The sequence below is a fragment of the Flavobacterium tructae genome, assembly GCF_002217475.1.
Taxonomy (GTDB): Bacteria; Bacteroidota; Bacteroidia; order Flavobacteriales; family Flavobacteriaceae; genus Flavobacterium; species Flavobacterium tructae.
This window is the reverse complement of the sequence record NZ_MUHH01000010.1, coordinates 1-26,241: the sequence shown is the minus strand read 5'-3', so window position 1 is coordinate 26,241 and position 26,241 is coordinate 1. Positions and strand designations below refer to the sequence as shown.

The 26,241-nt window shown below is 33.8% G+C and carries 23 protein-coding genes; 19 read left to right on the top strand and 4 right to left on the bottom strand.

The features are described 5' to 3' along the window. Nucleotides 1–505: 505 nt before the first annotated feature. The 8 genes from B0A80_RS02430 to B0A80_RS02395 all read left to right on the top strand — a co-directional run bounded on the left by B0A80_RS02430 (nucleotide 506) and on the right by B0A80_RS02395 (nucleotide 8,692). Complete coding sequence (locus tag B0A80_RS02430) at nucleotides 506–2,521, top strand: hypothetical protein (protein WP_089076290.1); 2,016 nt, start codon at nucleotides 506–508, stop codon at nucleotides 2,519–2,521. A gap of 270 nt (nucleotides 2,522–2,791) precedes the next feature. Then, nucleotides 2,792–3,145: a hypothetical protein gene (locus B0A80_RS02425; RefSeq protein ID WP_124020553.1), complete on the top strand. Its 354-nt coding sequence runs from the start codon at nucleotides 2,792–2,794 to the stop codon at nucleotides 3,143–3,145. Nucleotides 3,146–3,303: 158 nt separating this feature from the next. Then, nucleotides 3,304–3,684: a heavy-metal-associated domain-containing protein gene (locus tag B0A80_RS02420; protein ID WP_089076288.1), complete on the top strand. Its 381-nt coding sequence runs from the start codon at nucleotides 3,304–3,306 to the stop codon at nucleotides 3,682–3,684. A 63-nt stretch (nucleotides 3,685–3,747) separates the two neighbouring features. Then, entirely contained in the window at nucleotides 3,748–4,236 is a 489-nt protein-coding gene (locus B0A80_RS02415; protein ID WP_233430688.1) for a TlpA family protein disulfide reductase, read from the top strand. Between the two features lies 1 nt (nucleotide 4,237). Further along, nucleotides 4,238–4,765, top strand: coding sequence for a heavy-metal-associated domain-containing protein (locus tag B0A80_RS02410; RefSeq protein ID WP_123923531.1), 528 nt, complete (start codon nucleotides 4,238–4,240; stop codon nucleotides 4,763–4,765). Nucleotides 4,766–4,767: 2 nt separating this feature from the next. Further along, on the top strand, nucleotides 4,768–5,574 hold the full coding sequence (locus B0A80_RS02405) for a hypothetical protein (protein ID WP_089076285.1): 807 nt from the start codon (nucleotides 4,768–4,770) through the stop codon (nucleotides 5,572–5,574). Between the two features lie 48 nt (nucleotides 5,575–5,622). Continuing rightward, on the top strand, nucleotides 5,623–7,596 hold the full coding sequence (locus B0A80_RS02400) for a protein-disulfide reductase DsbD family protein (RefSeq protein WP_089076284.1): 1,974 nt from the start codon (nucleotides 5,623–5,625) through the stop codon (nucleotides 7,594–7,596). 349 nt (nucleotides 7,597–7,945) lie between these two features. Beyond that, a complete protein-coding gene (locus B0A80_RS02395) occupies nucleotides 7,946–8,692 on the top strand; it encodes a HesA/MoeB/ThiF family protein (protein ID WP_089076283.1) in 747 nt (248 codons plus the stop codon). A gap of 75 nt (nucleotides 8,693–8,767) precedes the next feature. On the opposite strand, the gene B0A80_RS02390 is transcribed toward B0A80_RS02395, so the two are convergent. Together B0A80_RS02390 and B0A80_RS02385 are read right to left on the bottom strand one after the other, a co-directional pair. Next, the gene (locus tag B0A80_RS02390) at nucleotides 8,768–9,751 is read right to left on the bottom strand and encodes a hypothetical protein (RefSeq protein ID WP_089076282.1); all 984 of its coding nucleotides are present in this window, start codon (nucleotides 9,749–9,751) and stop codon (nucleotides 8,768–8,770) included. 25 nt (nucleotides 9,752–9,776) lie between these two features. Further along, nucleotides 9,777–10,508, bottom strand: a complete 732-nt coding sequence (locus tag B0A80_RS02385; protein WP_123923529.1) for a hypothetical protein — start codon at nucleotides 10,506–10,508, stop codon at nucleotides 9,777–9,779. An 85-nt stretch (nucleotides 10,509–10,593) separates the two neighbouring features. Here B0A80_RS02385 and B0A80_RS02380 point away from each other — a divergent pair, with 85 nt between their 5' ends. After that, nucleotides 10,594–10,845: a JAB domain-containing protein gene (locus tag B0A80_RS02380; RefSeq protein WP_070907313.1), complete on the top strand. Its 252-nt coding sequence runs from the start codon at nucleotides 10,594–10,596 to the stop codon at nucleotides 10,843–10,845. 91 nt (nucleotides 10,846–10,936) lie between these two features. Here the strand turns inward: B0A80_RS02380 and B0A80_RS02375 are convergent, their stop codons facing one another. Together B0A80_RS02375 and B0A80_RS02370 are read right to left on the bottom strand one after the other, a co-directional pair. Continuing rightward, nucleotides 10,937–11,854, bottom strand: coding sequence for a hypothetical protein (locus B0A80_RS02375; RefSeq protein WP_070907314.1), 918 nt, complete (start codon nucleotides 11,852–11,854; stop codon nucleotides 10,937–10,939). A gap of 54 nt (nucleotides 11,855–11,908) precedes the next feature. Then, complete coding sequence (locus tag B0A80_RS02370; RefSeq protein ID WP_070907315.1) at nucleotides 11,909–16,027, bottom strand: glycoside hydrolase family 108 protein; 4,119 nt, start codon at nucleotides 16,025–16,027, stop codon at nucleotides 11,909–11,911. 340 nt (nucleotides 16,028–16,367) lie between these two features. Here B0A80_RS02370 and B0A80_RS02365 point away from each other — a divergent pair, with 340 nt between their 5' ends. The 10 genes from B0A80_RS02365 (at nucleotide 16,368) to B0A80_RS02320 (ending at nucleotide 26,072) form a co-directional block, all read left to right on the top strand. Continuing rightward, nucleotides 16,368–17,429 carry a hypothetical protein gene (locus tag B0A80_RS02365; RefSeq protein WP_089076281.1) on the top strand — a complete coding sequence of 354 codons (1,062 nt, stop codon included), beginning with the start codon at nucleotides 16,368–16,370 and terminating at the stop codon, nucleotides 17,427–17,429. Next, nucleotides 17,429–18,490: an NHL repeat-containing protein gene (locus B0A80_RS02360; RefSeq protein ID WP_070907317.1), complete on the top strand. Its 1,062-nt coding sequence runs from the start codon at nucleotides 17,429–17,431 to the stop codon at nucleotides 18,488–18,490. The genes B0A80_RS02365 and B0A80_RS02360 overlap by 1 nt, the downstream gene beginning before the upstream one ends. 98 nt (nucleotides 18,491–18,588) lie before the next feature. Further along, nucleotides 18,589–20,658: a hypothetical protein gene (locus B0A80_RS02355; protein ID WP_089076280.1), complete on the top strand. Its 2,070-nt coding sequence runs from the start codon at nucleotides 18,589–18,591 to the stop codon at nucleotides 20,656–20,658. A gap of 383 nt (nucleotides 20,659–21,041) precedes the next feature. Then, entirely contained in the window at nucleotides 21,042–21,236 is a 195-nt protein-coding gene (locus B0A80_RS02350; protein WP_089076279.1) for a hypothetical protein, read from the top strand. A 27-nt stretch (nucleotides 21,237–21,263) separates the two neighbouring features. Continuing rightward, complete coding sequence (locus tag B0A80_RS02345; RefSeq protein ID WP_070907320.1) at nucleotides 21,264–21,734, top strand: hypothetical protein; 471 nt, start codon at nucleotides 21,264–21,266, stop codon at nucleotides 21,732–21,734. 15 nt (nucleotides 21,735–21,749) lie between these two features. Next, complete coding sequence (locus tag B0A80_RS02340; RefSeq protein ID WP_089076278.1) at nucleotides 21,750–22,307, top strand: DUF6046 domain-containing protein; 558 nt, start codon at nucleotides 21,750–21,752, stop codon at nucleotides 22,305–22,307. Beyond that, nucleotides 22,300–23,598, top strand: a complete 1,299-nt coding sequence (locus B0A80_RS02335; RefSeq protein WP_089076277.1) for a hypothetical protein — start codon at nucleotides 22,300–22,302, stop codon at nucleotides 23,596–23,598. The genes B0A80_RS02340 and B0A80_RS02335 overlap by 8 nt, the downstream gene beginning before the upstream one ends. A gap of 12 nt (nucleotides 23,599–23,610) precedes the next feature. Further along, nucleotides 23,611–24,543 carry a hypothetical protein gene (locus B0A80_RS20940; RefSeq protein ID WP_208861476.1) on the top strand — a complete coding sequence of 311 codons (933 nt, stop codon included), beginning with the start codon at nucleotides 23,611–23,613 and terminating at the stop codon, nucleotides 24,541–24,543. Nucleotides 24,544–24,546: 3 nt separating this feature from the next. Next, entirely contained in the window at nucleotides 24,547–25,191 is a 645-nt protein-coding gene (locus B0A80_RS02325; protein WP_089076276.1) for a DUF4280 domain-containing protein, read from the top strand. Further along, a complete protein-coding gene (locus B0A80_RS02320) occupies nucleotides 25,182–26,072 on the top strand; it encodes a hypothetical protein (RefSeq protein WP_070907325.1) in 891 nt (296 codons plus the stop codon). Before B0A80_RS02325 ends, B0A80_RS02320 begins: the two co-directional genes overlap by 10 nt. Nucleotides 26,073–26,241: the final 169 nt, after the last annotated feature.

The window sequence follows — 26,241 nt, the reverse complement described above, 5'->3', positions numbered from 1 at the left end:
CACAACAACAGTATTTTTAATCTTTTAACTTTACTATTTCCGGTCCTTTTTGTACTGTAGGCAACCTCAACTTTTTCCTCACTGTTGAACAATCCGATTGGTTTTTATTTTCGTAAAACGTAAAAAATCCTTCATCGTAAACCAATCTTAACTTTCTACTACCTAATCCTATATTACCCACTTTACTTTTCCTGTTTATCGCTGCTTTCTAAGCATCCTCAAAAAAACCGGTAGGAACTGTTCCCTTAAAGAATAGAACCTTTATACTTTTGGACTAAACAATAGCTATAAAACTATACTCCTAAATAATGAAAATTACCGTCAGTAGAAAAAAGATGACATCGAAAATTCCCGAACAGTTGTTAATTCAAGACAAAAAGCAACTACGTCTTTAAAACAAAACCAATAAAAAATTTATCTAAAAACAACACAAACAAATACTACTAACACGATAAATAACAAGCAGCTGGCGGTAATTATTCAACATCTATAAAAAACAATTCTAATGAAGAGATTCTTTGAGAAAAAACAAAAACACATTCTATTCGTCCTTGTCGCTTTTTGCTCGATAATGGGTAAAACATTTTCGCAGGAAGACCGACGCTGGCAAATCAATCCGGACGGTACTATTTCCTGGCAAATCAACAACAATATTCCGCATGACGATCATATTGAAATGAGTGGTAAGAAGATTTCGGCCGTTCTAAGGTATGGCGTTGCGGCAGATGGTTCGTTCCATGCTACCCGCAGCTTGGTATGGCCCATGCTCAGAACCATCCCTAATAATACTCATGCCAGTTTAACACGAAGGTTTGCGCAGGACGGTTTTAATTTGGTCACCGTAAACTACAAACCTATCGTGGCAGAAAAAGTGACTTCACTAACTCTGGACGGAACCTTGCTCGTTAAGAGTAAAGCCGGCAATACTCTGGAATTGACCCGACAATTTTTCCCGTCGACAACTTTAGCCGGTTATTTTGAAATTTATACCCTTAAAAACATATCTGAAAAAACCTGTGCCGTAGAAATTCCAAAATCGAATACCGTTTATACCACAGATCCGTCAAAAGGAACAGAAGGCAGTTATGCTGTACATGTTGACCTCTCTAATTCCGGGAGTTTTAATCTTAAGACCAATGAAGTAGTTAGTTTTTCTGTTTTCTATTCGGGTGTCAAAACAAACGAGCAGGTTCCTGTTGTAAATGCCAAAGAAGAAAAAGAAAAACGTACTCAATTCATTAATCAAATATGGAGTAAACTGATCTTAGAAACGCCGGATCCCGTTTTAAATACTGAATTTGCCTTTGCTAAAATCAGAGCTTCCGAAAGTATTTTTGAAACCAAAGGCGGTCCAATGCACGGCCCCGGAGGAGAATCTTACTATGCTGCTATCTGGGCCAATGATCAGGCCGAATATATAGGTCCGTTTTTTCCTTTTTTAGGATATGAATATGGTAATCAGGCCTCGTTAAATGCTTATTTGCAATTTGCAAAATTTATGAACAAAGAATACCAGCCTATTCCGAGTTCGATTGTAGCCGAAGGAACTGATATTTGGGCCGGAGCCGGTGATCGTGGCGACGGAGCAATGATTGCTTATGGAGCTTCGCGTTATGCTCTTTCAAGAGGAAATACAAATGAAGCCAAACAATTATGGCCCCTGATCGAATGGTGTCTGGAGTATTGCCATAGAAAATTAAATTCTGATGGTATCGTAACATCCAATTCTGATGAACTTGAAGGCCGTCTTCCTGCCGGAAAAGCCAATTTAAACACCTCTTCCTTATATTATGATGCTTTGAATTCTGCTGTTTATTTGGGTAAAGCTTTAGGAAAAAATAAAGCACAGCTTAAAGCTTACAAAGCAGAGGCCGAAAAATTAAAAGCAGCGATTGAGAAGTATTTCGGAGCTAAAGTCGAAGGCTTTGAAACCTACAAATACTACAAAGAAAATGATATTCTAAGAGCCTGGATCTGTACCCCGCTCGCGATGGGTATTTACGACCGGAAAGAAGGAACTATAAACGCCTTATTCTCGCCAAGGTTATGGACAAAAGATGGTCTTGCCAGTATTGCGGGTGACAAAATTTTCTGGGACCGTTCGACTTTGTATGCCCTAAGAGGCGTTCTCGCCGCTGGTGAAACAGACAAAGCACTGGATTTTTTACATTACTATTCTAACCGTCGTTTATTAGGAGATCATGTTCCCTACCCTGTAGAAGCCTATCCTGAAGGTGATCAGCGTCATCTTTCAGCAGAGAGCGGATTGTATTGCCGAATTTTCACCGAAGGGTTATTTGGCATCCGACCTACAGCACTGAACTCGTTTGACTTCACTCCACGTCTTCCTAAATCCTGGCCCATGATGAAATTGCGCCACATCAATGCATTTGAACATGATTTTGATATTACAGTGGAAAGAGTCGATAAAAAACTAAAAATAACAATCTCTGAAGGCAAAAAAACAATAGTTAAGAAAATTATCAAAGACGGAAGTACAGTCAATATCAATCTTCAATAAAGTAAACTTCAAATTACAAACGGCTTCTTATTTTACAAAAACTTTGATGTAACGATCAGATTTCAACTGCTGGTTTTTAGTTCTAATTAATGTTTTGCTATTTAATGTCAGGTATTCATTCTGCCTGAATTGCAAAACATTAATTAGAATTGATGCATCAAAGTATATGAACATCAAAAGAGAAAACCCTACCATCTTGTGCTTTTGTAAATTATTTACAAAAAAATTAACAAGCTAACCCGACAAATAAAAATATCTTTGCCTTCAACTATGACAAAAAAGTTCTACATACTGCTATTCGTTACACTTGGTTTCCTGATGGGACCAACGTTTACGTATGCGCATGGGACAAAAAAAGAAATGTCATGTTGCAAAAAAGAATCTGCTGCAAAAGATTGTTGCAGTAAAAAAGATTCGAAAGACAAAAAACATGGCTGTGATAAGAGCTGCATGGGGAATTCCTGTACGCCAACCAGTAGCTGTGCTTTTTCGCCAATGGCAATCTTTCAGGTAGAAAACCATTCTCTTTTTGGTTTTTCTGAAAAAAAACAAACTTACTTTTATTCTGAAATCTTTATTTCTTCAGATTTCCGTTCGATCTGGCTTCCACCTAAAATAAGCTAGATTTCTTTTGTGACAGCCGAAGGTCTGTCTTATCCAAAAGTCTTTTTTAAGACTTTATCAAAACTATTTTTTAATCTTAATCTATTGTCAGAGATAGCTGTATTTGCTATAGTTTCTGCTGTGCTTTAGGATTAATTCACCCAAAAAAATCACATACAATGAACTCAATAACAAAATTATTGATGGCAATGTCTCTATTGCTATCAGTTACTTTCGCCAGCGCTCAAATTAAAAATAAAACCACTGAAAAAGTAAAAGTAAACGGTAACTGCAGCATGTGCAAAAAAGTGATCGAAACTGCCGCAAACGTTAATAAAGAAGCCAAAGTAATCTGGAACGAAGACACCAAAATCGCTACTATTACTTACGATGCTCAAAAGACGAATCTTGATGCCATTCTAAAACGCATCGCTGATGCCGGATACGATAATGAAAAATTTAAGGCTTCAAATGCGGTTTATGACGAACTACATGGATGTTGTCAATACGACAGAGAACCAAGCGATAAAAAACAAAGTACTTCATCGTCACATCATTAAAACCATTTTGTTCGTAACCTTTTTATTCAAAATCAATTGCGAGCAAACGTAAAAAAAGAAATCATGTTCAAAATAAAAAATATAATCACCCTATTCACTCTTGTAGCAGCTGTTTCTATAACAAATGCACAAATAAAAGTGGGAGACAGTTTTCCGGATGTTCAACTGCAAAACAATAAGAATACTGCAACCAAACTAAATTCTTTTAAAGGAAAAACGGTTTTAGTAGACTTCTGGGCATCCTGGTGTGCTCCTTGTCGACTGGCCAACAAAAAGCTGGTTAAAATGTACGATCAATACAAAGATCAGAATTTTGAAATCGTTGGAATATCAATCGATAACGACAAAACAAAATGGTTGAAAGCCATTGAAAAAGACAAAATGAAACACCAGCAATTAATTGATCCAAAAGGTTTTGAAGCCAAAACAGCTCTGACTTTCGGAGTTGAAGCGCTGCCTTCTGCTTTTCTTTTTGATGCATCAGGAAAACTGGTTGCCATCAATCCAACAGAAGCTCAAATAATTGCTCAAATTAATAAAAACAAAAAATAAGATGAAAACTCTAAATATAAAATTCATAGCTCTTACACTTATACTATTGTTAACGGGTGTAAACTCCTATTCTCAGATTACAAAAGCCGAAATAATTGCAACAGGACTAACCTGTTCGATGTGTTCGAATGCCATAAACAAACAGTTGAAAGCTTTTACAGAAGTAGACAGTATCAGTACCGATTTAAATACCAATACGTTTACCGTTTATTTTAAAAAGGACAATTCATTGGAGCCTAAAGTCCTGAAAAAAGCAGTTGAAAAAGCCGGTTTTTTTGTTGGATCACTAGTTTTAACAGCAAAATTTCATGTAGATAAAATTGAGGACAATACCACTCTGAAAATCGATGATGCTACTTACACTTTTATCGATATTAAAAAACCTGTAGCACATGCCGAAGGGAAGTACAGAGTTTTAGACAAAGGTTTTGTAACGCAGAAAGAGTATAAAAAACTACTTAAATCGTACTCAAAATATCCTGATTACGCGACTGAAAATGAGAATGATTACTATTTAAAAGCCCTTTAAAAATGAGATATTTATCCCTAATCTTCTTATTCCTTGTTTCTTATCAAATTGAAGCACAAGAATTATTTGTAGTAACCGAACCTGCCAGTAATGCTCCGGCGGGTTCTATCGGAGTTCGTGTTGGACAATCCTTAATGGAAAAGAAACTCGAAAGCGGTTCCATGTACAATTTAACCCCGGAAGTTACCTGGGGTATCAATAAAAACCTGATGGCTCGTACCTCAGCTTTTTTAAGCAATCAGGACAATGGACTGGGCCTTAAAGGCGGTGGATTTTATGCCAAATACCGATTCTTCTCGGCAGATGATTTGCAAAGTCATTTCAGGATGGCTGCCTTTGGACGATACAGTTACAATAACTCTTACTTTAATCAGGAAGCCATAGATCTGGCAAACGGAAATTCAGGTTACGAAGCCGGTTTGGTTGCCACACAGTTGCTTCATAAAGTAGCTATAAGTTCTTCTGTAAGTTATGTGCGTGCTCTTAACAATGCCGATTACAGCTTTCCGGATATGCTGGGTAAAAATGCCATCAATTATACCTTCTCTGTGGGTAAATTAATGCATCCTAAAAAATACACCAGTTACAAACAGACGAACATTAATGCAATGTTGGAGTTTACCGGACAAACCATTACCGAAAATGGCAGATCGTACCTGGATGTAGTTCCTTCGATTCAGTTTATCATCAACAGTCAGGCGAGAATTGATCTGGCTTACAAAAAAGAGTTGTACAGCTCTATGCAGCGTATGGCAACCGATGGAGTTTTTCTGAAACTGGAATATACTTTTTTCAATGTAACGAAGTAAATAAATCCCATTACAACCGGAACAAATCGTTCTGATTAAACCTATAAAATGAAAAAAATAATTTATTTATTATTCCTGTTCTTTGCTTTTGCCAAAGTCCAGGCGCAGATTATAAATCCTGTAAAATGGGAAGCTTCGATCGAGAAAAAATCCGATTCGGAATATCAGCTTTCTTTTAAAGGAACTATCGAAAAAGACTGGCACGTCTATTCTCAATTCACTCCCGAAGATGGTCCGCTTCCGGCTGAATTCCTTTTTCATGATTCCAAAAGCAATTATGAACTTATTGGAAAAGCAACCGAAAGCGAAACCCACCAAAAGTTTAATGAAATCTTTGGTGTAGATGAAATTTTCTTTTCGGACAAAGCTGTGTTTACCCAATTAATCAAACAGACTAATTCGGAAAAAGAAGTCATACAGGCAGAGCTTTCTTATCAGGTATGTAAAGAGAATTGTATTAGCGAAACCAAGTACTTTGAATTCAATCTCAAAACGCTTGAAGCAAAAGAAATTCAGGCTGCCGACATAAAGAACGAGAAAACCGAGAAAACAACAATAAATCCCGCAATAAAACAACAACCGGAATCTGAAAAAACAGATTCCAGTTTGTACATGATTTTCATTATTGCGTTCTTATCCGGTTTTGCCGCACTGCTTACTCCTTGTGTGTTTCCGATGATTCCCATGACGGTAAGCTTCTTTACCAAACAAAGTAAAACGAAAGCTAAAGGAATTAAAAATGCTATTATTTATGGCATTTCAATCATCCTGATTTATGTATTTCTGGGCTCCGTAATTACACTTATTTTTGGTGCAGATGCCTTAAACGCCTTATCTACCAATGTCTGGTTTAATATTATCTTTTTTATCTTACTGATTGTGTTCGCAGCCTCTTTCCTGGGTGCATTCGAAATCATGCTACCCAATTCGTGGGCCAATAAAGTAGATCAGCAGGCAGATAAAGGAGGAATTATAGGCATCATATTTATGGCATTGGCTCTGGCCATTGTTTCTTTTTCCTGCACGGGACCCATTATAGGAACTCTACTGGTTGAAGCAGCTTCTAAAGGCGGAATTGCACCGATTGTGGGAATGTTAGGTTTCTCATCGGCTTTGGCATTGCCTTTTATGCTATTTGCCATGTTTCCGGGCTGGTTAAATACATTGCCAAAATCCGGTGGCTGGCTCAATACCGTAAAAGTGTTTCTGGGCTTTCTTGAATTGGCTTTGGCCTTTAAATTTTTATCTAATGCCGATTTAGTGCTACAATTACACTGGTTTGAAAGAGAAATCTTCCTGGCCATTTGGATCGCTATATTTGGTACGCTGGCTTTCTATTTATTTGGAAAAATAACCTTGCCACATGATTCTCCAACCTCATCCATTTCGGTAGGCCGTTTAGGAGTTGGATTAATCGTATTGACCTTTACCATTTATCTGATTCCCGGATTATGGGGAGCTCCCTTGAAATTAATCAGCGGATTCCCTCCTCCAATGACGTATAGCGAATCTCCGTATGGCGTGGGTGGAGCTGGAAAAAACACCTCATCCGCTGAGAAAACATTACCAGACGGTGCACACAAAGGTCCTCATAACATCACAGCTTTCACGGATTATGAAAAAGGGTTGGCCTACGCCAAAAGTGTAAACAAACCTATCCTTTTAGATTTTACCGGATTTGCCTGTGTGAATTGCCGAAAAATGGAAGATTATGTATGGTCTGATCCTCGTATTTTATCCATCTTAAACAATGATGTCGTTTTAATTTCTTTATATGTTGACGACAAAAGAGAATTACCTCTTGAAGAACAATATGTCTCTAAAGAAACCGGTAAAAAGATTACAACGATTGGAAATAAATGGAGTGATTTTCAAATTACACGTTACAAAGCAAATGCACAGCCTTACTATATTTTATTAGATACGAAAGAGCAAAAGCTGAGCAAACCTGCTGGATACACTCCTGACATCACTGAATACGAGCAATGGCTGAAATCCGGTATTGCTAAGTTTCAAAAATAAGAGTACCATTTTTTTACATCTGTGCATTTTTTAAACGTTGTGCACAATCGTGGTCCGATTACGACCACAACAAAAGGAGATATTTAGGTATCTCCTTTTTTTATTATTACAGATCATCAAACTCTGAAACAGAAATTTTATTTCAATTCCCCTCACGAAGCTATAGTGCACGAACACATTTTAAAATCATAATTATTAAGTTTTTATGCTTCAATATTAATATTATTTTCGATACTTTAGCTTTGATACAGATTGGTAAATTAACAGTTTTGATAAACTCCAAGGATCCCTGTTACTCCCTTTTATCTCTATCAAAAAGATAAATTTTTAACGATTGTAAAAAATAAATATGGAAGAAAGGCACATCAGAAATAGGCTTTACATCAGCCCGGAAGAACAAGAATTAATAAAAAAAACTCCGATATTATTAGGCGGAGCAGGTATCGGAAGTGCTATTGCTGAATGTTTATTGCGATTAGGTTTTGAAACCTTAACCATCATCGATGGTGATGTTGTCGAATTGTCCAATTTAAACCGACAAAATTATACCGAACACAATATTGCACAACCCAAAGTAGAGGCGCTTAAAGAACGCTTACTGGCTATCAACAGTCAGGCAAAAATCACGATTCACAATTGTTTTTTAACACCTGAGAATGTTGGAAACTACATTACAGACCATAAAATTGCCATCAACGCTCTGGATTTTACTTCTGATGTTCCGCTTATATTCGATTCAATTTGTCAGCAAAAAAACATTCCGGTTTTACATCCCTACAACCTCGGATGGGGCGCATTGGTATTGGTCATTTCAAAAGATGAAGGCTTAGAGGTTCTAAAAAAACCAGATGAAAAATTTAGCGAAGTGAATGTCGTCGATTATGTTTTAGAGTATATGCGCTATTGGGAAAATCCGCAAAAATGGCTCGAAGAAATTCTGGACAAATACAAAAAGGAAAACAAAAACCTGTCTCCTCCCCAACTCCCAATTGCATCTTGGCTGGTAGCAGGAATGTGCACCCACATTGCATTTGACATCGCCACCAACGCCCCCGTAAAAACATTCCCGGAGTTTTATTTGACTTCGCTTAAATAAGGAATTTAAAAGATTTCATCTCTGAAAAAATAAAGCTGCCGATTAGGGCAGCTTTATAAAATCTTAAAACATATTTTATTTCTTGTCCAGTTTTATCCATTCGTGAAAGGTTCCTTCACCTCCCACTCCTTTGATGAAGTACTTATTTCCCTCTTTTTTAATTAAATAAGTAGGATCTAATTTTATACATCGATCATCATTTCCATTGTAATATAATTCCAAAACATTATTCTCTTCTGTTCCCTTATAATCCCCTTCACAAATTGACTGCCCATAAAAGGAATCTAACTTTAGCGAAATTTTATCCTCGTTTATTATAAAATTATATGTTGAATTCCCCATACCTTCGGTTGTTAATTCCTCTTCAACAGTTGCCGAAAAATTCCCCTGATAATTTTGATCAATTGCTTTAAGGTTTTTTAATTTGTAGGATAACAACAATTCCGTATATAAATCAACTCCCTCTTTGGTTATTTTGTTTGTTAGAAGCTTTTTTAGAAAAACCCATTTATTATTTTCATAAATATAAAAGTAAGTACAGGCATTGTCTTTTAAATCAAACTCTCCTGACCCGTCATTGTAGTATTTTGATACCGCCTCTTTAGGCAGGAAACTTGCAACAATATAATACTCATTTAATTTCTGTTTTAAAATTTGACTTACTTTATCATTTATCTCTTTTGAAGTTTCAGAGCTTCTATCGATATTTTTAAATTCCGAAAAAAAACCTTTCTTATTATAAACAGACCAATAATCCTGAATCAAGCTTGATTTTCCAATATAATTGACACTAAATATACCCAACTCTTCATCCGCAAAAAAATAAACCGGAAATGTTGGATGATAATCCGGAAGATGATATCCATTTACCTTGTATTTTTCTTCTAAAAAATTGACAGGCACGACTTTGAAATCAGATTCTCTATTACTAGTATATACTTTTTTATCAAGTTGTTCTCTCTTAACCTCATTCTTACTGGAAACAATTTTAGTTTCTTGCTTACAACTAATTAATATCACTCCTAATAGCAAAGCCAATAGTTTTGTACAATTTCGCATATTCTATAATTAAACTATCTTTTTATCAATTAAAATTTTGCCCCTCACTTACCTTATTAACAGTATTTATAATTTTTTCCAACGAAAAATATTCCTTTTTAATTTTCTTATCATATTTAATTTCTGGCTGAGTTGTTTTACCTTTAAAGAAAATAACCGGCAAAAATTTCTGATTTTCAGGAACTAAAACATTTCCATCTATTTCTATATTATTAGCAACAGACGAAAGCAATTTATGATCAGAAACAACTATTTCTGAAATATCCCATGGATATCCATGAAAATAATTATTTGGTCTCTCCTTGTCAATTAAAATTGGAGTGAAATAAAGGAAAGGCTCCAATTTTTTATTTTTAATGTCATAAAAAGCATAGTCAATACCATCTTCTTCGCCTGAACATCTAAACAATTCCAATATATCATCCTTGTCCAGATTAATGAAAAATTTATAATTAATACTACCATAAAACTCGTTAACTAAGAATAATTTATAATTGGAAGTAATCCAATATTCTATATTTATATCTCTTTTTGAATCATATACTGTACAAATGAAATCTTTCTTTGAGTCATTATCAAAATCAATAGTTTCTGTAACAACATTTTCATATACATCAGGAATAAGACCTCTTAATTCTTTACTTATTACAACTTCCTGTGGTTTAATTAATTTAAGTTCATTTTTGACTTTTCCGTTTTCTTTATCTTTACAAGAAAACATAAATAGAGAAAGAAATAGGCATATCATTATTTTCATTTTTTTTTTATCTTTTTTCTCAAAAATAGTAATTTAAAAAATTCTACTTCTCAATCAGTCCAATAAAGTACTTGGAGTTTATGAAGTGACTTCGGGAGGAATACCTGGAGCATCTGTCGATCTTAGATTAGTATTTGTCACGGCACTCAAAGCAAATGCTTCGGCCGGAATTATGATACACAACCATCCATCAGGTAAAACACTTCCTTCTCCTGCCGACAAATTGATTACCCAAAAAGCCAAACACGCTGGTGCTCTTTTACACATTAAAGTAATCAATCATTTAATTGTTACCTCTGAAAGTTATTATTCCTTTGCAGATAAAGGCAGTTTATAGGTAACACTGTTTTTCAATTTATATGAAAAACAAAAGCTACCTCTAGCAGGTAGCTTTTGTTTTTTTATCATCCATTTTTCTCACCACCTACTTATTTTATGAGTAAGTTTTTATACGTTGGTTTCTCAGCTAAATCTTTATTCAAAATATAGCCTTTCCGAAAATTTACCCTATCATAAACATCAAGCCACGAATTATTGCCTGTTGATCCCTTTTCTACAGTATCGTTAATAATAACCCAGTCATTATATTTTAAATTTTCGACGACTTCTGACGATACATCTGGTGATGTATACATTGCAACCTTGTTTTTTGAAGAAACAAAACGAATTGGATTGTAATTTTTCCAATGTTTGTATTTCTCTTTTAGTTTAAAATAATAGGGCATTTTATAACAAACAGTATCTAAATTCTCGTCATTATCATCCTCACTCCATACCCCTTTGGTTAATACTGTAATGGAGTCTATACTCTTTTTATTTACAAATAAATATTTCTGACGCAAATCAAGATTTGCAAGGTAATCTCTCTTGGATTCTTCTTCTTTCCATGAAGGTAGAAATTCGAATTTCCAGACATCATCCTTTTTATTAATAAGTCCAAAATTAATTCTCGCATCCTTACCTTCAAATTCATCAAAAACAGCTATCTCATAATTGGAACTACTCTCGACTTTATAATTTTTAATCCGATACAATTGATTCCTAAAAGGATTAAACTCATTGTCATAAAAAATATTATCAATGGTCGCATCACTAATAAGAGATTTAACATTAAAATTAAGTGTTATATTCTGGTAATCTCCTTTTTTTCCCAAGAAGTAACAATACTTATTTTCATGAAGCATAAGATGGTAAACCTGACTTTCAAGTTCTTTTATCCTTTTATTACCTAAAACCTGACCCTTAGTATTTTCTCCTTTTTTAACACCTACAGTACCAACATCTTTTTGTTTCTTAACACAAGAAACAGCAACTAAAGAAAATAAAACAATAAGCAAATAACGCATACACAATATAATTAAATTTGAAGTAAATATAGTACATTTTTAAAATATAGTACCTTAATTTAATTGAATATGAAAGTGATCCGGGTTATCTGAAAAAACAATAATTATATCTTTATCATCCATTCTCCTTTGCAATTCTTTTTTTAATGCTTCACTTTTTAAATGATGATAGGCTTGATTGTAAACTTTGTTATATTCTGACTTACCATGTTTTAATTTTTCATCGTTTGGAAAAAAATTTCCTTGCTTAGGAAAGCCAAAACCATAATTACCTTTAGGTAAATGCTTTATAATTTCTAAAACCATTGTTTCAGCATTTGGCTTACTAAAATCAATTTTATCATTAGAATACGTACTAAGATTAATATCTATTGCACTAGCTTTATTTCCATGTTGTGACCCCCTTAAAGCTCCCGCTATTCGGTCTTTACCATTATTATTCCAAACCATAAAACTACCCAGTTTTAACTTATTCGGTTCTTTTGGATTGTAATTGTTATCAACCCAGTTTTTAACATTAGACTGAATTATTTTTAAGGCTGTTTCAATTATTGGTATATCGGTCAAGGTAGGGTCAAATTTATTTGGTTTAGCATTTCCTTTACCACTTCCTATTATGATTCCATCTCTAATCTTGATAAAAGTATCCTGACTGCCTCCAAGCCCTGATTCAAAAACCCCCGGTTTTCCTTCGGAATTAAATTCAACCAAATTTAATGCATGCGCTTCCAAAATTAGAGCAGCTATAGATGAATTTTTATCTTTAATTGGACTCTTTTTATATTCTTTCTTCAGCCAACTTTCTATTTTCTGAGTAATATTGTATTCCTCTCTTTTATATTTTAATTCGTTTAATCTATTTTCCCATCCTTTTTCGTACACCTTTTGTGTAGGATCCTTTTTAATAATGTCTTCAACAAATTTTCTCCTATTTTTATCTAATTTTTCATAAAATATTTTAGGATCAACCCGATTAATATTATTCACTGTACTTGTTCCAAAAACACCATCTGCTGAAACATTTAATGTTGCTTGAACTACTTTCGTAGCATTAGGAACTCCGGAATGTATTGCAAAATCAAAGATATAAGCCGCAATACTAGCATTATAAATTTCATCCCCATGAATTTTATTCCAAAACTCAATCTTATATATTTTTTTAGCCTCAGTATTAGAAAGATTTCTGTGCATTTCTACTGTTCCTGCTTCACCATTACCATATAGGTTATAAAAACTTTCATATGTCTTAAAAGTAATCCCTTTGTTCGTCTTACCACCTCTATCTTTTTTATCATCAACATAACCTCCTTCAACTTTAAAAACATGTATCATATTCTCGTCAAAATGGCTTTTGTAAGTCCCTGTATTGGCTGTATTTGTTACATTACTTACAACCATATTCAATCCTTTATAACCTAGATGCAAAGTAGAATGTCCTTCAATACCTACGAAGTAACTCATTTTTTCGCCAATTTTTGCACCCTTGCGACGTGTTATTTTAAAAGTCGCAGATGCATTACCTTCTGAATCTATTTTTACTTTACTTCTGTAGATTGGTATTTCATCGACTTTATGGGCTGTTAATACAATTTCTTTCCCTATCATGTTTTGCGTTTTAGCGACAATGGTTACATATCCACCGCTATAGCTAAGAGGAATTTCATCCTTTGCCGTGACTCTTTTTCCATCGTACTGAAAATAGGCAGCTGTTATGTTTGCACCCGTTACAACATTTAAAACTGCCGTATTTACACTGGCATTTTTCTTAAATGCATACAGTCTATTATTTTGTATCCCCATCAACTTGAAACTAATTTTCGCCGTTTTTCCTTCCTGAATCCCAAAACGTCTCTGAAAAGTATCATCAAAAGTTATAATCCTATTTATTTCTCCACTTTCATTCGTTGTCGTTTCATTATAATAAGAAGGCGCTTTACTGCCGTTTAAGTAAAAACTAATTCTTACTTTCTGATTGTCATAGCCCGGAATCTTCGCTTTTACATGATTTACTTCTCCCGAAAAACCAGAAGTTTCTTTTTTGTCATCATTACTATAAGCCCAATACGCCTCAGTGACTTGCGGACGCTGCACTTCCATTTTGTAGACAGCTTTAGCATCAACACCTTTTGCTATGTCACTAAAGGCTTCTATTGTGTAGTGCCCTTCTTTATCGGGCACAGATATCCCAAAAGATTCCCATTTATGAAGGTGCTTTCTTTTTGGAGTGTCTTTTTCAGTATACCAGATATCTCCTGACGTTAAATACGGATTATACTTAGAATCATAAACGATCCATTTTACATCCTGTTTTTCTTTATCTGTAGGAGGTATTTTAAAAGTTTTTGCTTCTAAAGTAAAAGTCTTATTTGAACCGCCCAATAAAAAGACATTTTTGTTTGATTCTCCTTTGATAGGACCAATACTGGTCACTTCATTTTTAATTGCTGAAACTTCAAATTCCTGCGTCAATGCATATTGATTCTTACTGATTATTTTAATCTTATAAGTTCCCAAATCGGGCATCAATACGCTAATATTTCCTGTTGAATCTAGTTCTTTTTCGTCTGAAATTATGGTTCCTTTATTATTAGTTTTAGTCTCTATTTGATAGTAAAGCTTTAATGGATTTAGTGATTTTACTTTAGGGTATTTCAAAGCTGTCTTAAATAAAACCTCTTTCGATGAAGGTCTCACCAATCGTTCTTTAACTATAGAAGGAGGTGTAATAACAATCTCCTGAGCCACTATTTTTACTTCTGTAAAAGCGAATGACTTTTTACTTTTTTTATTGTTGGCTCCGTACTCATCTCCATAGGCTTCAATTTTATAAGTGCCTGCTGTATCAAAATTATAACTAAAGGATGTCCCTTCATCTTCAAAAATAGTTTCTTCGTATTTTTTACCTTTCTTCTTTTTGTAAACAATCCAGTTAATACCATCATTTTTATTTCCATTTTGAACGATCAGGGTTTCGTCAAGGAAAAACTCCAAAGTTTCTCCTATAATAAATGAAGAAGTATTTGCATTTTTTATTTTGACCGCTCCTCTTTTTACTGCATTTCCCTGAACATCTTCATAACTTATTTCTTTTAAGAATACATAGACAGCCTCTTTTCCAATCTTACCATAAAGTCTATCTGCGCTTAAATTAGGATAAATTTTGGTTTTAGTGGTTATAGTAATTGTACCAGGTAAGTCATCCAGTCCCTCTACTTGTCTTAGCAATAAAAATAGCTCATTATATTGTTCGAAAAGATTAGCAACATTGGTGCTGTCTTTCTGTAATTCTTGTTGGATTATTTTCCAGCGTTTTTTACTTCCTTCGGAAATTTTCCCAAGCAAGATATTGGTATCAATGGCTTTAATCATTTTTTCACGAACGATTTCCCAATTAAAATTTGGGGTCGCTGTTACTGAATTTGACTGTTTTAGAGTGGCATACATTTCTGTAAATAATTCATGATTTGGTTTACCGTCAAAATCCTGAACAGACGCTCCTTTATTTTCATCAAAAGCCTTAGAAATTATAGTCCAATATTCTACTGCTGTTCTATCATTTGCAGCATTAGCCTGCTCTATTTTTTTCCTGATTGCTTCTTTAACAGCTTCCAGAGTGGGCTCACCATTTGTTTGCCATTTTTCCGGCATCGTCAGCATTTGCTGCGCCTCCACACCAGAATAAATCTGACTTGTTAAACCTTTACTTAAATTTAAAGTATCATCTTCAACTCTAAATATCGGAGAAGTAGTGTTAACTGATAGAACAGCACTCATCATTGTGCTGTCGATAGTATCAGCAACGCCTTCTCCGATTGAAGTATTAACATTTGTTGTTCCAAAAGGAATAGTTCCAGCCCCTCCTCTTATATCATCAAAAGTATGCCTCGCTTCTCCGAAAACCGAAGGAGTATTGTTTACCGATAATGCTGTGTTACTTCCTGTTTTAGCAATTGTATCGTTCACGCCCCCTTCGGCTGAGAAATTAGAGTTGTTGACAAAAGGATTTTGGCTCTCCTGCTCCTGCCATAATTGTTCTATATCCTTTTTCTGACTCATTTCTTTTGAAATTTTTGCCAGCTCTTTTATCATGACATTGGTTAAATGTTCAGCACTATTTATATCAGCACTATTTTGTATTAAAATATCGAAATTGTGAATTACGTTTTTACTCATCGGTAGCTATTTTTCAGAGTGTAAAAGTAGTCTCCTAGTTTATCATTTTAAAACTTCAAGACGTTTGTATTCAGTAGTTTCAGTAAGTTTCCATTCTACTGAAACTACTGAATAGAGAAGGTTATTTTTTCTTCTTTTAGTATTCTTCTGTTCTACTTTTACACCCTCAAAAAAATTAAATAATCCTATTTTGTATAGGGATTTGAAATTTTAAAATTTACTACTCACTCCTATTTAACATCATTAAAAACATGGAAAAAAGACCTAAAATACCGGATAAGAAAAGCTTGAAAAACTTCTTAAATCAGTCTTACTTACATCATTAAAAAAGAAAACAAACATGGCTATACAAGCGTTAAATACGATTAAAAACTGGTTTAAAACCGGCTTTAAACCAACACAAACACAATTCTGGGATACTTGGGATTCCTTCCGACATAAATACGAAAAAGTTCCTGTAAAAGATGTTGAAGGGATTGACGAATTACTTGCAGAAATTAAACCTACCCATATTAAAGCGGGTAACGGCATAACCATTAATGGATACGGTGATATAAATGATCCCTATATTATTAATTCTGGTTATCCTACAAATGGAATAACTTACACTGATAATCCATTTACAGCCTACTGTTTTATCTATCCAGACAGAGGTTTTCAATACTTTAAAGACAAATCACCTGGTAATGAAGGAAGATCTGCTAGAGCAACTTATTCAGATTCAAGTATAAAATATTTTTTACAGGGCGATGCTGAATGGCCCGAAAATAATAATACTGAACTAGAACTAAAATTCCCTAAACCTACCTCTAGTTATAGTACTTACACGATACCCATCTCGTTTAATGGTCAATTCGCAGATACAAAGGGTAATATAAATTTAAATCGTACATTCTTAGAGAAACAGTCTGAAAAAACAGAAAATGCCCAGTTTTACATAAAAGAAACTGATGGAACACAAAGCATGTTAAACATAGAGAGACCTTCTTTTGAACATGCTTATATATCAGATGCTGATAGCGGTAATTTAAATGCGGTTAAATATGACCGAAATACTTTAGTCCCTTCGGAAAATTCTATTCCCAGCTCAGCAGCAGTATCCAAAGCTATTCAGGAAAATATAGTAATTGATTCTCAAATTGAGGTAGGTACACATATGAGCATCCCTAATTCGTGGAACAAGCAAACAATTATATTTACCTCTAGCTGTACCATAACAATACCAGCAACATTACCAACAAATTTTTATTTTAATGCCATTACTTTAGATCAGGTAAATGTAACCTGGTCAATAACTTCACCATTCACATTTTTATTTGATGATCCAGGGGTTATTACAGAGAAAACTTATTTTAATTTTCTAAGGAGAGGCAATACAAACAGTATAATAATTGGTTTATAATGAGTTTAAATACATTTAATTTCGGAAAAACAAGGTTTCCTACCAAATTAGTCGGAAGTCCTTTTCAGGGGAGTGCTAAATTTGCAGGAGGGTGTTTAGCTCCAAATGGCAATATCTATTTTGCTCCCTATTTATCTTCTAGGATTTTAGAGTTTAACCCGAATTCTTATGAGACAAATTATGTAGGAAGTGTTTATAATGTAGCAGAGGGATGGCTTGGTGGGGTTTTAGCACCAAATGGCAAGATTTACTATGCTCCGCTATTAGGGTATCAAGTTATCGAATTTGATCCTGTAACAAAAACTTCTCATCTTATTGGAACTGTTTTTGGCGGTGGCTATAAATGGTATGGAGGAGTTTTAGCTTCAAATGGTAAAATTTACTATGCCCCTTATAATTCTGGAGAAATACTTGAAATAGATCCTGAGAAAGGGACAACAATACTTATCAATGCAAATATAACTTCATATGAAAACTATTCAGGTTGTGTTCTAGCGAAAAACGATAATATTTATATGATACCTGCAAGGGCTAATAGAATTTTAGAATTTAATCCCATAACAAAAACATCCAATTTTGTTGGAGAAACTTTACCTCCAACAATATTCAAATATGATGGGGGGACTTTGGCTCTAAATGGTAAAATTTACTTTTCTCCGAGAAGGCAGTCAAGGATACTAGAATTTGATCCAACAACAGGAACAACAACTCATATAGGACAGGATTTTGGTCAAACAAATCTAAATAAGTTTTCTTCTCCTACTCTGGCTCCTAATGGATTAATTTATTTCCCTTTTTCAGGAGAAAACAGAATACTTAGACTAAATCCCTCTACAGGACTAACTGATCTTATAGGAAAATCTATGATGCAACAGGGAAAATACTCTTCAAGCAAGCTGGCTCCGAATGGAAATATATATTTTATCATGGCATCAGCAAATAAAGTTTTAGAATTAAGCCACGTTATAGGCCCAGACTTATTAGGAAACGACAGATTTATCCCTGAAGATTTAAGCTTGCTGGCAACTTCAAACTATAACAAATACTATAACAAACATTAGTATCCCCTAAATAAGACAAAAATATCTTAGACACTTTTTTATCACTCTGCATATCTACCGCTTCGGGTAAAATTGCATATAATTAATTCAAATATATCATGCCAACAAATATCAACACCATTCTAAGCTGGTTCAAAACCGGCAAAAAACCCACTCAAAAACAATTTTCGGATACCTGGCAAAGCTTTTGGCATAAAGACGAACAGATTCCGCAGAGTTCTATTGAGAATCTGGCACAAACTTTAAATAATAAAACTGAAAGAACTCAATTTGAAGATCATAAAACGGATAAAACTGCTCATGAAACTTTATTTGCATCAAAAGAAAACATTGCTAATAAAAATATGGCACTTTCCTCATTATCAACCGATACTGATTACCCGTCTTCAAAAGCAGTTTATGATTTTGTAAATAATCTTATAAGGAGTGAAAATAATGTGAATACAGAAAAAGTATTAAATCTGGTAGAATCCAATTCATTGATCCCGGGCAATTATTATTTGATCAATGATTTTCAAACCATTTATACCATTAATGGATCAAACTCTGCACCAACACTATTTAAAAGACGAATAAATTCTTTTCCCGCAAAGTATGCTGCTCTCGATGTTGGTTATGACCTAAATTTAACTGTAGGTAAAACGGTTGTTATCACTAAACTTCCCAATGACTACACAGGCCCATTACTTGTTGGCTCAACAACAACCGTGACTACCGTTGCCTCTCAAGGCTATTATTTTCGTTTTGCCAATGGAATGCAATCCATCATAGGATTAGAATTTGAATATTCGATGCCAAAATACTCCAATGGAATTGCTGACAATTTAACGGTAAATGACGTTAATGGGAATCCCGTAATACGCCCGGGAGGAGTATTAAATACTGAAGTTCACAATGGCGCGGCATACATGGATATGTCAGCAGATGAAAATCTTAACGTTCCGTTAGAATCAATTATTTTAAAAGCAAAATCAACAAAAGAGTTCGAATTAGAGGGAAAATCAGTAACCTATCCTGACGATATTATTGAGTATAAACTACCTATAGAAGGAAGTGTCGCTAAAAAAGGAACAATTTTAAGAAGATACAACAAGGCTCTCAATATTGATCTTAAAATTGACTGGAGGGTACAGCGCTATCGCAGATGGAAAATTTCGGCTGATTCTATTTTAAAAACACTGAACCAAGATCAACCGGTAACTTCTTTAACAGGATTTGCAGGTGTTTATCAATTTACAGCAACTAAATCAACTACCGCAACATCAGAAAGATTCTATGTCGCCCACGATTTAGACTATAAATCTTTAACAATCGATGCCGATACAAAGATTGTTGATTTTACAATGGAAGTTAGCTCAAACATTCACGCTAAAGATTTTACGATTTTCAAATTAGATCAGAATCATCAGCCTGTTAATGTCAAAATGATGAAAGTTTCCGGGTTATTTGAGAATACAGTAATTCAGTATAATTTAGGAGAACTTAATTTTGACACGAATGTAGATGCCGAAACATTATCAAATACAACATTTGTATGCTCAGTAGTAATTACCGGAAATTCTAGCCAGATATCCAACAGCTTATTTTTAGATACCCTTTATAATATTAATTCAAAAATTGTAATTAATAACTTGAAATCATTATCTCAACTATCAATTGATGCATCATCTTTTTCTCAAATCAGTAATTCCGTAATCGGTGTTAATCTTAACAATTACAGTAGTGGGAGCAAACCTTCTGTTAGATGGATCAAAATCGAAAACATACAAAGTTCGTCCTTAAACAAGGTTCTTCTGGGTGGGGCATTACCATCTTATAATTTTAACAACTCAATAATTGAAAACAGTACTTTATATTTCTATAATAACTTACGTAATGAAGCTTCACCAATATATACCAATTATAGTAAATTAATATTCAACAACTGTTTAATATTTTCAATGTCCATTTTCAATAGGTCTAAACTAGGCAATACTATATTTAATGGCATCACAAGCAGTGTAAATTATATTTCCACCTCTGCATCAGGAAGAGATGTTTACATCAATTCAGTAGATTTAGATGAAATGAAAATCCAGATGAATAAATTTAATCATAAATTATTTTATGAGGAGCGAGATGCTTCAGACACTTTAAGCATTAAAACTTACGCTTCTCCTCTATTATAGGAGAAGAAAAAAAAAATCTTAAAATATATTCATCTTTGTTTATCTCGAATTACATTCGAATAATAATGTTAAGCCTAAAAGAATAAAAAATCTCTTTTAGGCTTAACTCTTTTCATTCCGCCCTACTTTTTAAACTACCTCAATTTACTAAACATCTACATTTAAAGAAAACAGCTATCTACTGAAACTACTGAAAACGAGGAGCATATTTTTCGTTTTCCGACTCCCAATGCCTTATTTTTACATCTGCTAATAAAATCGGTTAGCACTCTCAAAATCAATATAAAAACACCACTTACTTACGGGAATATCCTGAAAGTAACTACCTCATCTATTGAGAATATCTTAAACAGTATTACCAACCTTTAAACATCAAATCAATCATGAATTCTACATCCAGAGATTTAGGAGAAATACCTTCGGCACCAGACATGAGTAATTTTAAAAACCCTTTCGGGCAGCAACCCGAAGGCAACATTATTATTGGAAATTTTAACATTACTCCTTTAAATCCGTTACAAACCACTGAAAGTCTTACCGAAATCCTGAAAAGAGAAAGTACAGACAGTTCTATTTAAAACATCAAAATTCTTAAAATCAAAAAAATGTTAGACGAAACAGCAATCGAAAAACTAAAAGAAAAATATGGTAATGTATTAAAACTTACCTCTGATGATCAATCTATAACAGCATATTGCAAAAAACCATCTCTCACAACATTTCTTACTTATCAAAAACGATACAATGATGATCCTCATGATGCAATTTTGTTTCTGTTCAAAGAATGTGTACTTGAAAAAGAAAATTATGAGGACGAATTCATGCTTTCTGCAGGAAATTCAATCATCTCAATGATTCGGTCGGATAGTGAATTTACCATCAATGCAACACCTCAAAAAGACGAGTTTAAGAAATCCGCAGCACTTATCCGCCAAGCTTTTCAGGTAGATCCTTATCAATTACCTATGGATGAATTTTATAAATTAATCGAAGAAGCACTCTGGCTGCAGAAACACAACGAAACAAGACTCGAAAACACCTTTATTACAGCCTTCGCTAAAACATTCTCCAACTAAAAACTAAAAAAAATAATGAAATTCAATTTTAATGTAAACGAAATCTTAGACTCAAAAGATACTGAATATACGGGTATTAACTATAACGAATCTGAATCGAAAGATTTTATTATCGATAAAACCGGAGGCGAATTTAATCTAAGAGTCTTTGCTCCCCTAATTTTTGAACCTCTGGTAAAGAATGATCTCAATCTGCCTAGTTTGCGTATAGATGCGGTAACAGTTAATTTAAATCGCTCAAAAGTTATTAGAAAAGAAGGAATAGAAGGCAGAGATTCAACCATTAAAGAACATATTACAAATGGTGATTTTAATATTTCGATTGAAGGACTAATTGCCAACGAAAGTGGAGATGAATATCCAAAAGAGAAACTTTTCTTATTGAAACAATTTCTAAATGCTCCCTATGCTTTGAGGGTAACTCATGCCATTCTGAACCGATTTGGTATTTACGAACTGGTTATAGACTCCTACTCTATTCCTTCTATTTCCGGAACAAAAAACATTCAAAAATTCACGGCCAGCGCCACATCAGACGAAACTGTAGAACTAATAATCAGAGACAATGCTTAAACTAAATGCCAAAATTAAAGTTTATGAAACGGTGAGGCTCATCCCCAGTCCGAAATTTTATGAATTTACCTATGTCAAAAACATAGAAATCAATAGCTCCTATAAATCATTAACCGACACCGCCACGATTGTTATGCCTCAAAAAGTATATACCGATACCAAAGGCTTTGATCAGAACTTATTTGCAAATGCAAGCGGTGAACAAAAAACAATTCATGATTTTTTTAAAGTTGAAAACTTCATAGAAATATTTTTAGGATACGACGGAGATTACAAACCGGCTTTTAGGGGTTATATTACAGGAGTACAATCCGATACCAATGCTACGATAACCTGTGAGGACTTAATGTATGCCTTCAAAAAAATAAAAGCAGTAGATAATACCGATGCTCAGGACAAAAATGACACTTTGAATGTTGTAGCCACTAATCCAACCACCAATGTCGAAAACTTTAATCCAAAAACGTTTCTTGAAAAAAGAATCAAACCGCTAAATCTTCCATTGAAGATAGATGCTCTTGACGAAAATTTAGGAAATCTAATGATTAACAGAGGACAAACATTGGCTCAAGTTTTCGAAATGCTGAAAGATAAAGGAATCTACACCTACTTTAAAATGGAAGAAGCCCAACCTGTACTTACAATTACCAATAACCCGCAAAAACACACAACCGGAGAATTAAGCAGTTTTATCGATCGCAATTTTATCCAAAGCCCTTTGGCCGGGGCAGTTGTAAAAAAACTAATCAATCAGGGACTTCAGCTTTTGAGTACACAACTAAACAAAACAATTCAAGCCGCTTCCGGGAACTTTTTAGGGAAAGCACGTTTCAGATTTCGCTACAACATTATTGAAGATAAGCTAGTTGTAGTTAATGAATCGACAAAAAATACCCGTACACGAGTAGAAAAGTACTTTAAAAATTCTAACACCCCAATTTACATTGAACTGGGTGATCCAAACGGACAATTAGTAAAAACCCACGTATTGCACAGTGATAGTGAGGATTTACCTAAAGATCCTACAACTTTTGAAAAAACAACGACAAAAGTGGCTTCAGAGCTGTACCAATATGCTGCTTTGAGAGCAATGGAATCTAAGCCCAGCGGATTTGAAGGTTCCTTTCTCACCTTTGGAGAGCCGTTTGTTCGACCAACGGATAAAGTAATTCTGGAAAACGCTAAGGATAAAGAAAAAAACGGAACCTTTCAGGTTGAAAAAGTCGTACGAACTTATGGTGAAAACGGTTATCGACAAAGAATTTACATTGGAAGAAGAGTAGAAGTTTAATAAAAATATATCATGGGAAATATAACCGATTTAATAAAAGATGTTGCCAGTAAAAATCAGATCATTGAAACTTTTGCGGCAAAAGTGATCGAAATAAATAATGAAATAGAATCATTTCACAATCCTGAAGACGCTTATACGGTAAACATTATGCGTGCCGATGGCGCCATTCTTAAAAATGTAAGGTTAAAAGCTTCTATTCAGGATTTGGAACAGGGAATTATCACCATTCCTAAAAAAGACAGCTGGGTTCTGGCTACTATTATAGACGGAGTTGAAACCCGAGCTTTTATCTCGCAATATTCAGAAGTCGATAGATTAATGGGAAGAATACAAGGAACAAATGAACCAAAATTACTTTTTGATTACAGCAGTGATGGCGAGCTACTACAAATTCGTTATGTAAAAACTGATTTGATAACGGAAACTAACGAAACAAAAATCATTGATGTAGCTAAAATCGAATTTAACAAAGATAGAAACTTTAAAGTAAGCTACTTTGATGACGATGAAAAACCACTAGCAATTACACATTTTACATCTGATAGCCTCATAACAACTTTTAATGCGATTAAAGACAAACAGGTAAAAGAATGTCTGGCATTAACTTTAAAAAAGAATGAGGCCTCTTTAAAATTAAATAATCAAGAGGGGAAAAAGCAAAGTACAATAACAATAGATCAGCATAAAATTTCCGGTCTTTTATTTAACGATCAAGAAGCTGAAAAATTAGTTTTTGAATTAAATAGCGAAAATGACAGTATCCAATTAAGAAAAAACGATAAAAATTTAATTGAACTGAAAGGAAAAACAGCCATTACTTTAAAAAGCGAAGGAGATATTAACATCGAAGCAAAAAACATAAATATTAAATCGACTGAAAAAATCAATATTAATGCCACGGGAGATACTATTATAAGCGGAGAAAAAGTAAAAATTAATTAAATTATGGCTACCCAATATGTATGTAATGGTGCCTTGTGTATCTGTGATCAAGGTGCTACAGGGGGCGTTTTGGACGTAAAATCTCAAAACAACATTTTTATTCAGGAAAAGTTAATGGCTACCGATAGTGACCTAACTTTCAAAATTCCTCTTTCCGGAATATGTGCAATAAATCAAAAAAACTGCAGTCCTGTTTTTCTAACTAAATGGGAAAATCCTGCAAATAATGTATTTGAAGGAGATAAAAAAGCTCTTGTAAAAACCTCAACCTTAGCATGCAACGTTGGAGGAGAGATTAGTATTACAAGTTCGCAACAAACTGAATCGAAAATTGTTATATTTGATAATTATTCCGCGCCGGAAGTTATAAAACCAAGACAAATTGTCAGTGCTTCCTGGATGACCGGAGATTTAAAAAATAATATAAAAAATGCTTCGTATGATGAAAAAATAGGTCTTCTAGTTAAAACTATTAACTATGAAGCTGGAGAAAGAATCACTATAATTGTAGATGAAAAAGAGGGCAAAGATATAAATCAAGGGAGTAGAGAAATTAGTTTAAGCGGGATAGTCAATGAAAATGGTTTTGCAGAGTTGAGAGAAATTATAAAAATCGAATCATCAAAACAAAATACAACATGGATATAACACTTCAGATAAAAGAAATTAATGGTAATACTAATTTTAAACAAGTTACTTTAAAAATTAGCAATACCGTAGAAGGAGATTTTTTTGATATGTCTGGAAATTATTTGGGTTCAACTAAACGAAGCAAAAAAGAAATTTATATTTTGGGGAGAGATTTTATAAAAAATCCCTATTCCAGAACCAATCTTCCTAAGGGTTTTTATGACAAACAAGTATCTTTTGATGGCAGAGGTAATATAGTAAATATCAAAGTTGGTGGTCAATATGGAACTATAATTACTGATTTGTCAATGGAAAACAAATTAAAAATCGCTGAAAAAATTTTTAATCATTATTACACTGAGGCCGGTTTTAGTTTGAATGAATTAAAATATAAAACAATTACAAATGCAGATGATTTAGACAGGCATTTAGATAAAGCTGAGATTCAAAGACGAAATAGTAAATACACAGAAGCTAGAAGATTCCAACTTGAAGGTACAGGATTTGCAATAACCAGAATTGGGGGATATACTGATTATTCAGAATATTTAAAAAAATTTGAAGGTGAAATAAGTATCTGTTATTCTCATCTTGGATCTAATTTTGACACTGGCTATGACATTATGAGTATCTGCGCACATGAACACAAGCACCTTGAAGATTGTATAAAAGATTTAAAGAATAACACAACGATAAATTCAGAGAATAGGGCATATACCCATCAAACTCTAGTTGACAAAAATTGGCCTTTTGTATCATTTCGATTTAAAGCTGGAATGTATTTTAATACTCCAGCAAGTTCAAACATGTATAAAGATGACTTTAAAAAAGCATTTGGAAAGCATGACGATTATCAAGAATTTATTGAATACGTACCTGGTAAAAATATCACTTTATGAAAAAAATACTTTTAATAAGCTTATTGGTTCTTTCGTGTAACACAAACAAAACCGCACAACCAATTGATTGCATTGAGAATATAGAGTACACTGAATTTTCCAATGAAAATCAACCTACTGTTATTTTAGATATCAAGATAAATGATTTATCCACTATTAAAAAGCTTGA

Bases quoted from the DNA above. Each gene is read 5' to 3' on its own strand.
- B0A80_RS02430 (WP_089076290.1), top strand. From the start codon at position 506: ATGAAGAGATTCTTTGAGAAAAAACAAAAACACATTCTATTCGTCCTT.
- B0A80_RS02425 (WP_124020553.1), top strand. From the start codon at position 2,792: ATGACAAAAAAGTTCTACATACTGCTATTCGTTACACTTGGTTTCCTG.
- B0A80_RS02420 (WP_089076288.1), top strand. From the start codon at position 3,304: ATGAACTCAATAACAAAATTATTGATGGCAATGTCTCTATTGCTATCA.
- B0A80_RS02415 (WP_233430688.1), top strand. From the start codon at position 3,748: ATGTTCAAAATAAAAAATATAATCACCCTATTCACTCTTGTAGCAGCT.
- B0A80_RS02410 (WP_123923531.1), top strand. From the start codon at position 4,238: ATGAAAACTCTAAATATAAAATTCATAGCTCTTACACTTATACTATTG.
- B0A80_RS02405 (WP_089076285.1), top strand. From the start codon at position 4,768: ATGAGATATTTATCCCTAATCTTCTTATTCCTTGTTTCTTATCAAATT.
- B0A80_RS02400 (WP_089076284.1), top strand. From the start codon at position 5,623: ATGAAAAAAATAATTTATTTATTATTCCTGTTCTTTGCTTTTGCCAAA.
- B0A80_RS02395 (WP_089076283.1), top strand. From the start codon at position 7,946: ATGGAAGAAAGGCACATCAGAAATAGGCTTTACATCAGCCCGGAAGAA.
- B0A80_RS02390 (WP_089076282.1), bottom strand. From the start codon at position 9,751: ATGCGAAATTGTACAAAACTATTGGCTTTGCTATTAGGAGTGATATTA.
- B0A80_RS02385 (WP_123923529.1), bottom strand. From the start codon at position 10,508: ATGAAAATAATGATATGCCTATTTCTTTCTCTATTTATGTTTTCTTGT.
- B0A80_RS02375 (WP_070907314.1), bottom strand. From the start codon at position 11,854: ATGCGTTATTTGCTTATTGTTTTATTTTCTTTAGTTGCTGTTTCTTGT.
- B0A80_RS02370 (WP_070907315.1), bottom strand. From the start codon at position 16,027: ATGAGTAAAAACGTAATTCACAATTTCGATATTTTAATACAAAATAGT.
- B0A80_RS02365 (WP_089076281.1), top strand. From the start codon at position 16,368: ATGGCTATACAAGCGTTAAATACGATTAAAAACTGGTTTAAAACCGGC.
- B0A80_RS02360 (WP_070907317.1), top strand. From the start codon at position 17,429: ATGAGTTTAAATACATTTAATTTCGGAAAAACAAGGTTTCCTACCAAA.
- B0A80_RS02355 (WP_089076280.1), top strand. From the start codon at position 18,589: ATGCCAACAAATATCAACACCATTCTAAGCTGGTTCAAAACCGGCAAA.
- B0A80_RS02350 (WP_089076279.1), top strand. From the start codon at position 21,042: ATGAATTCTACATCCAGAGATTTAGGAGAAATACCTTCGGCACCAGAC.
- B0A80_RS02345 (WP_070907320.1), top strand. From the start codon at position 21,264: ATGTTAGACGAAACAGCAATCGAAAAACTAAAAGAAAAATATGGTAAT.
- B0A80_RS02340 (WP_089076278.1), top strand. From the start codon at position 21,750: ATGAAATTCAATTTTAATGTAAACGAAATCTTAGACTCAAAAGATACT.
- B0A80_RS02335 (WP_089076277.1), top strand. From the start codon at position 22,300: ATGCTTAAACTAAATGCCAAAATTAAAGTTTATGAAACGGTGAGGCTC.
- B0A80_RS20940 (WP_208861476.1), top strand. From the start codon at position 23,611: ATGGGAAATATAACCGATTTAATAAAAGATGTTGCCAGTAAAAATCAG.
- B0A80_RS02325 (WP_089076276.1), top strand. From the start codon at position 24,547: ATGGCTACCCAATATGTATGTAATGGTGCCTTGTGTATCTGTGATCAA.
- B0A80_RS02320 (WP_070907325.1), top strand. From the start codon at position 25,182: ATGGATATAACACTTCAGATAAAAGAAATTAATGGTAATACTAATTTT.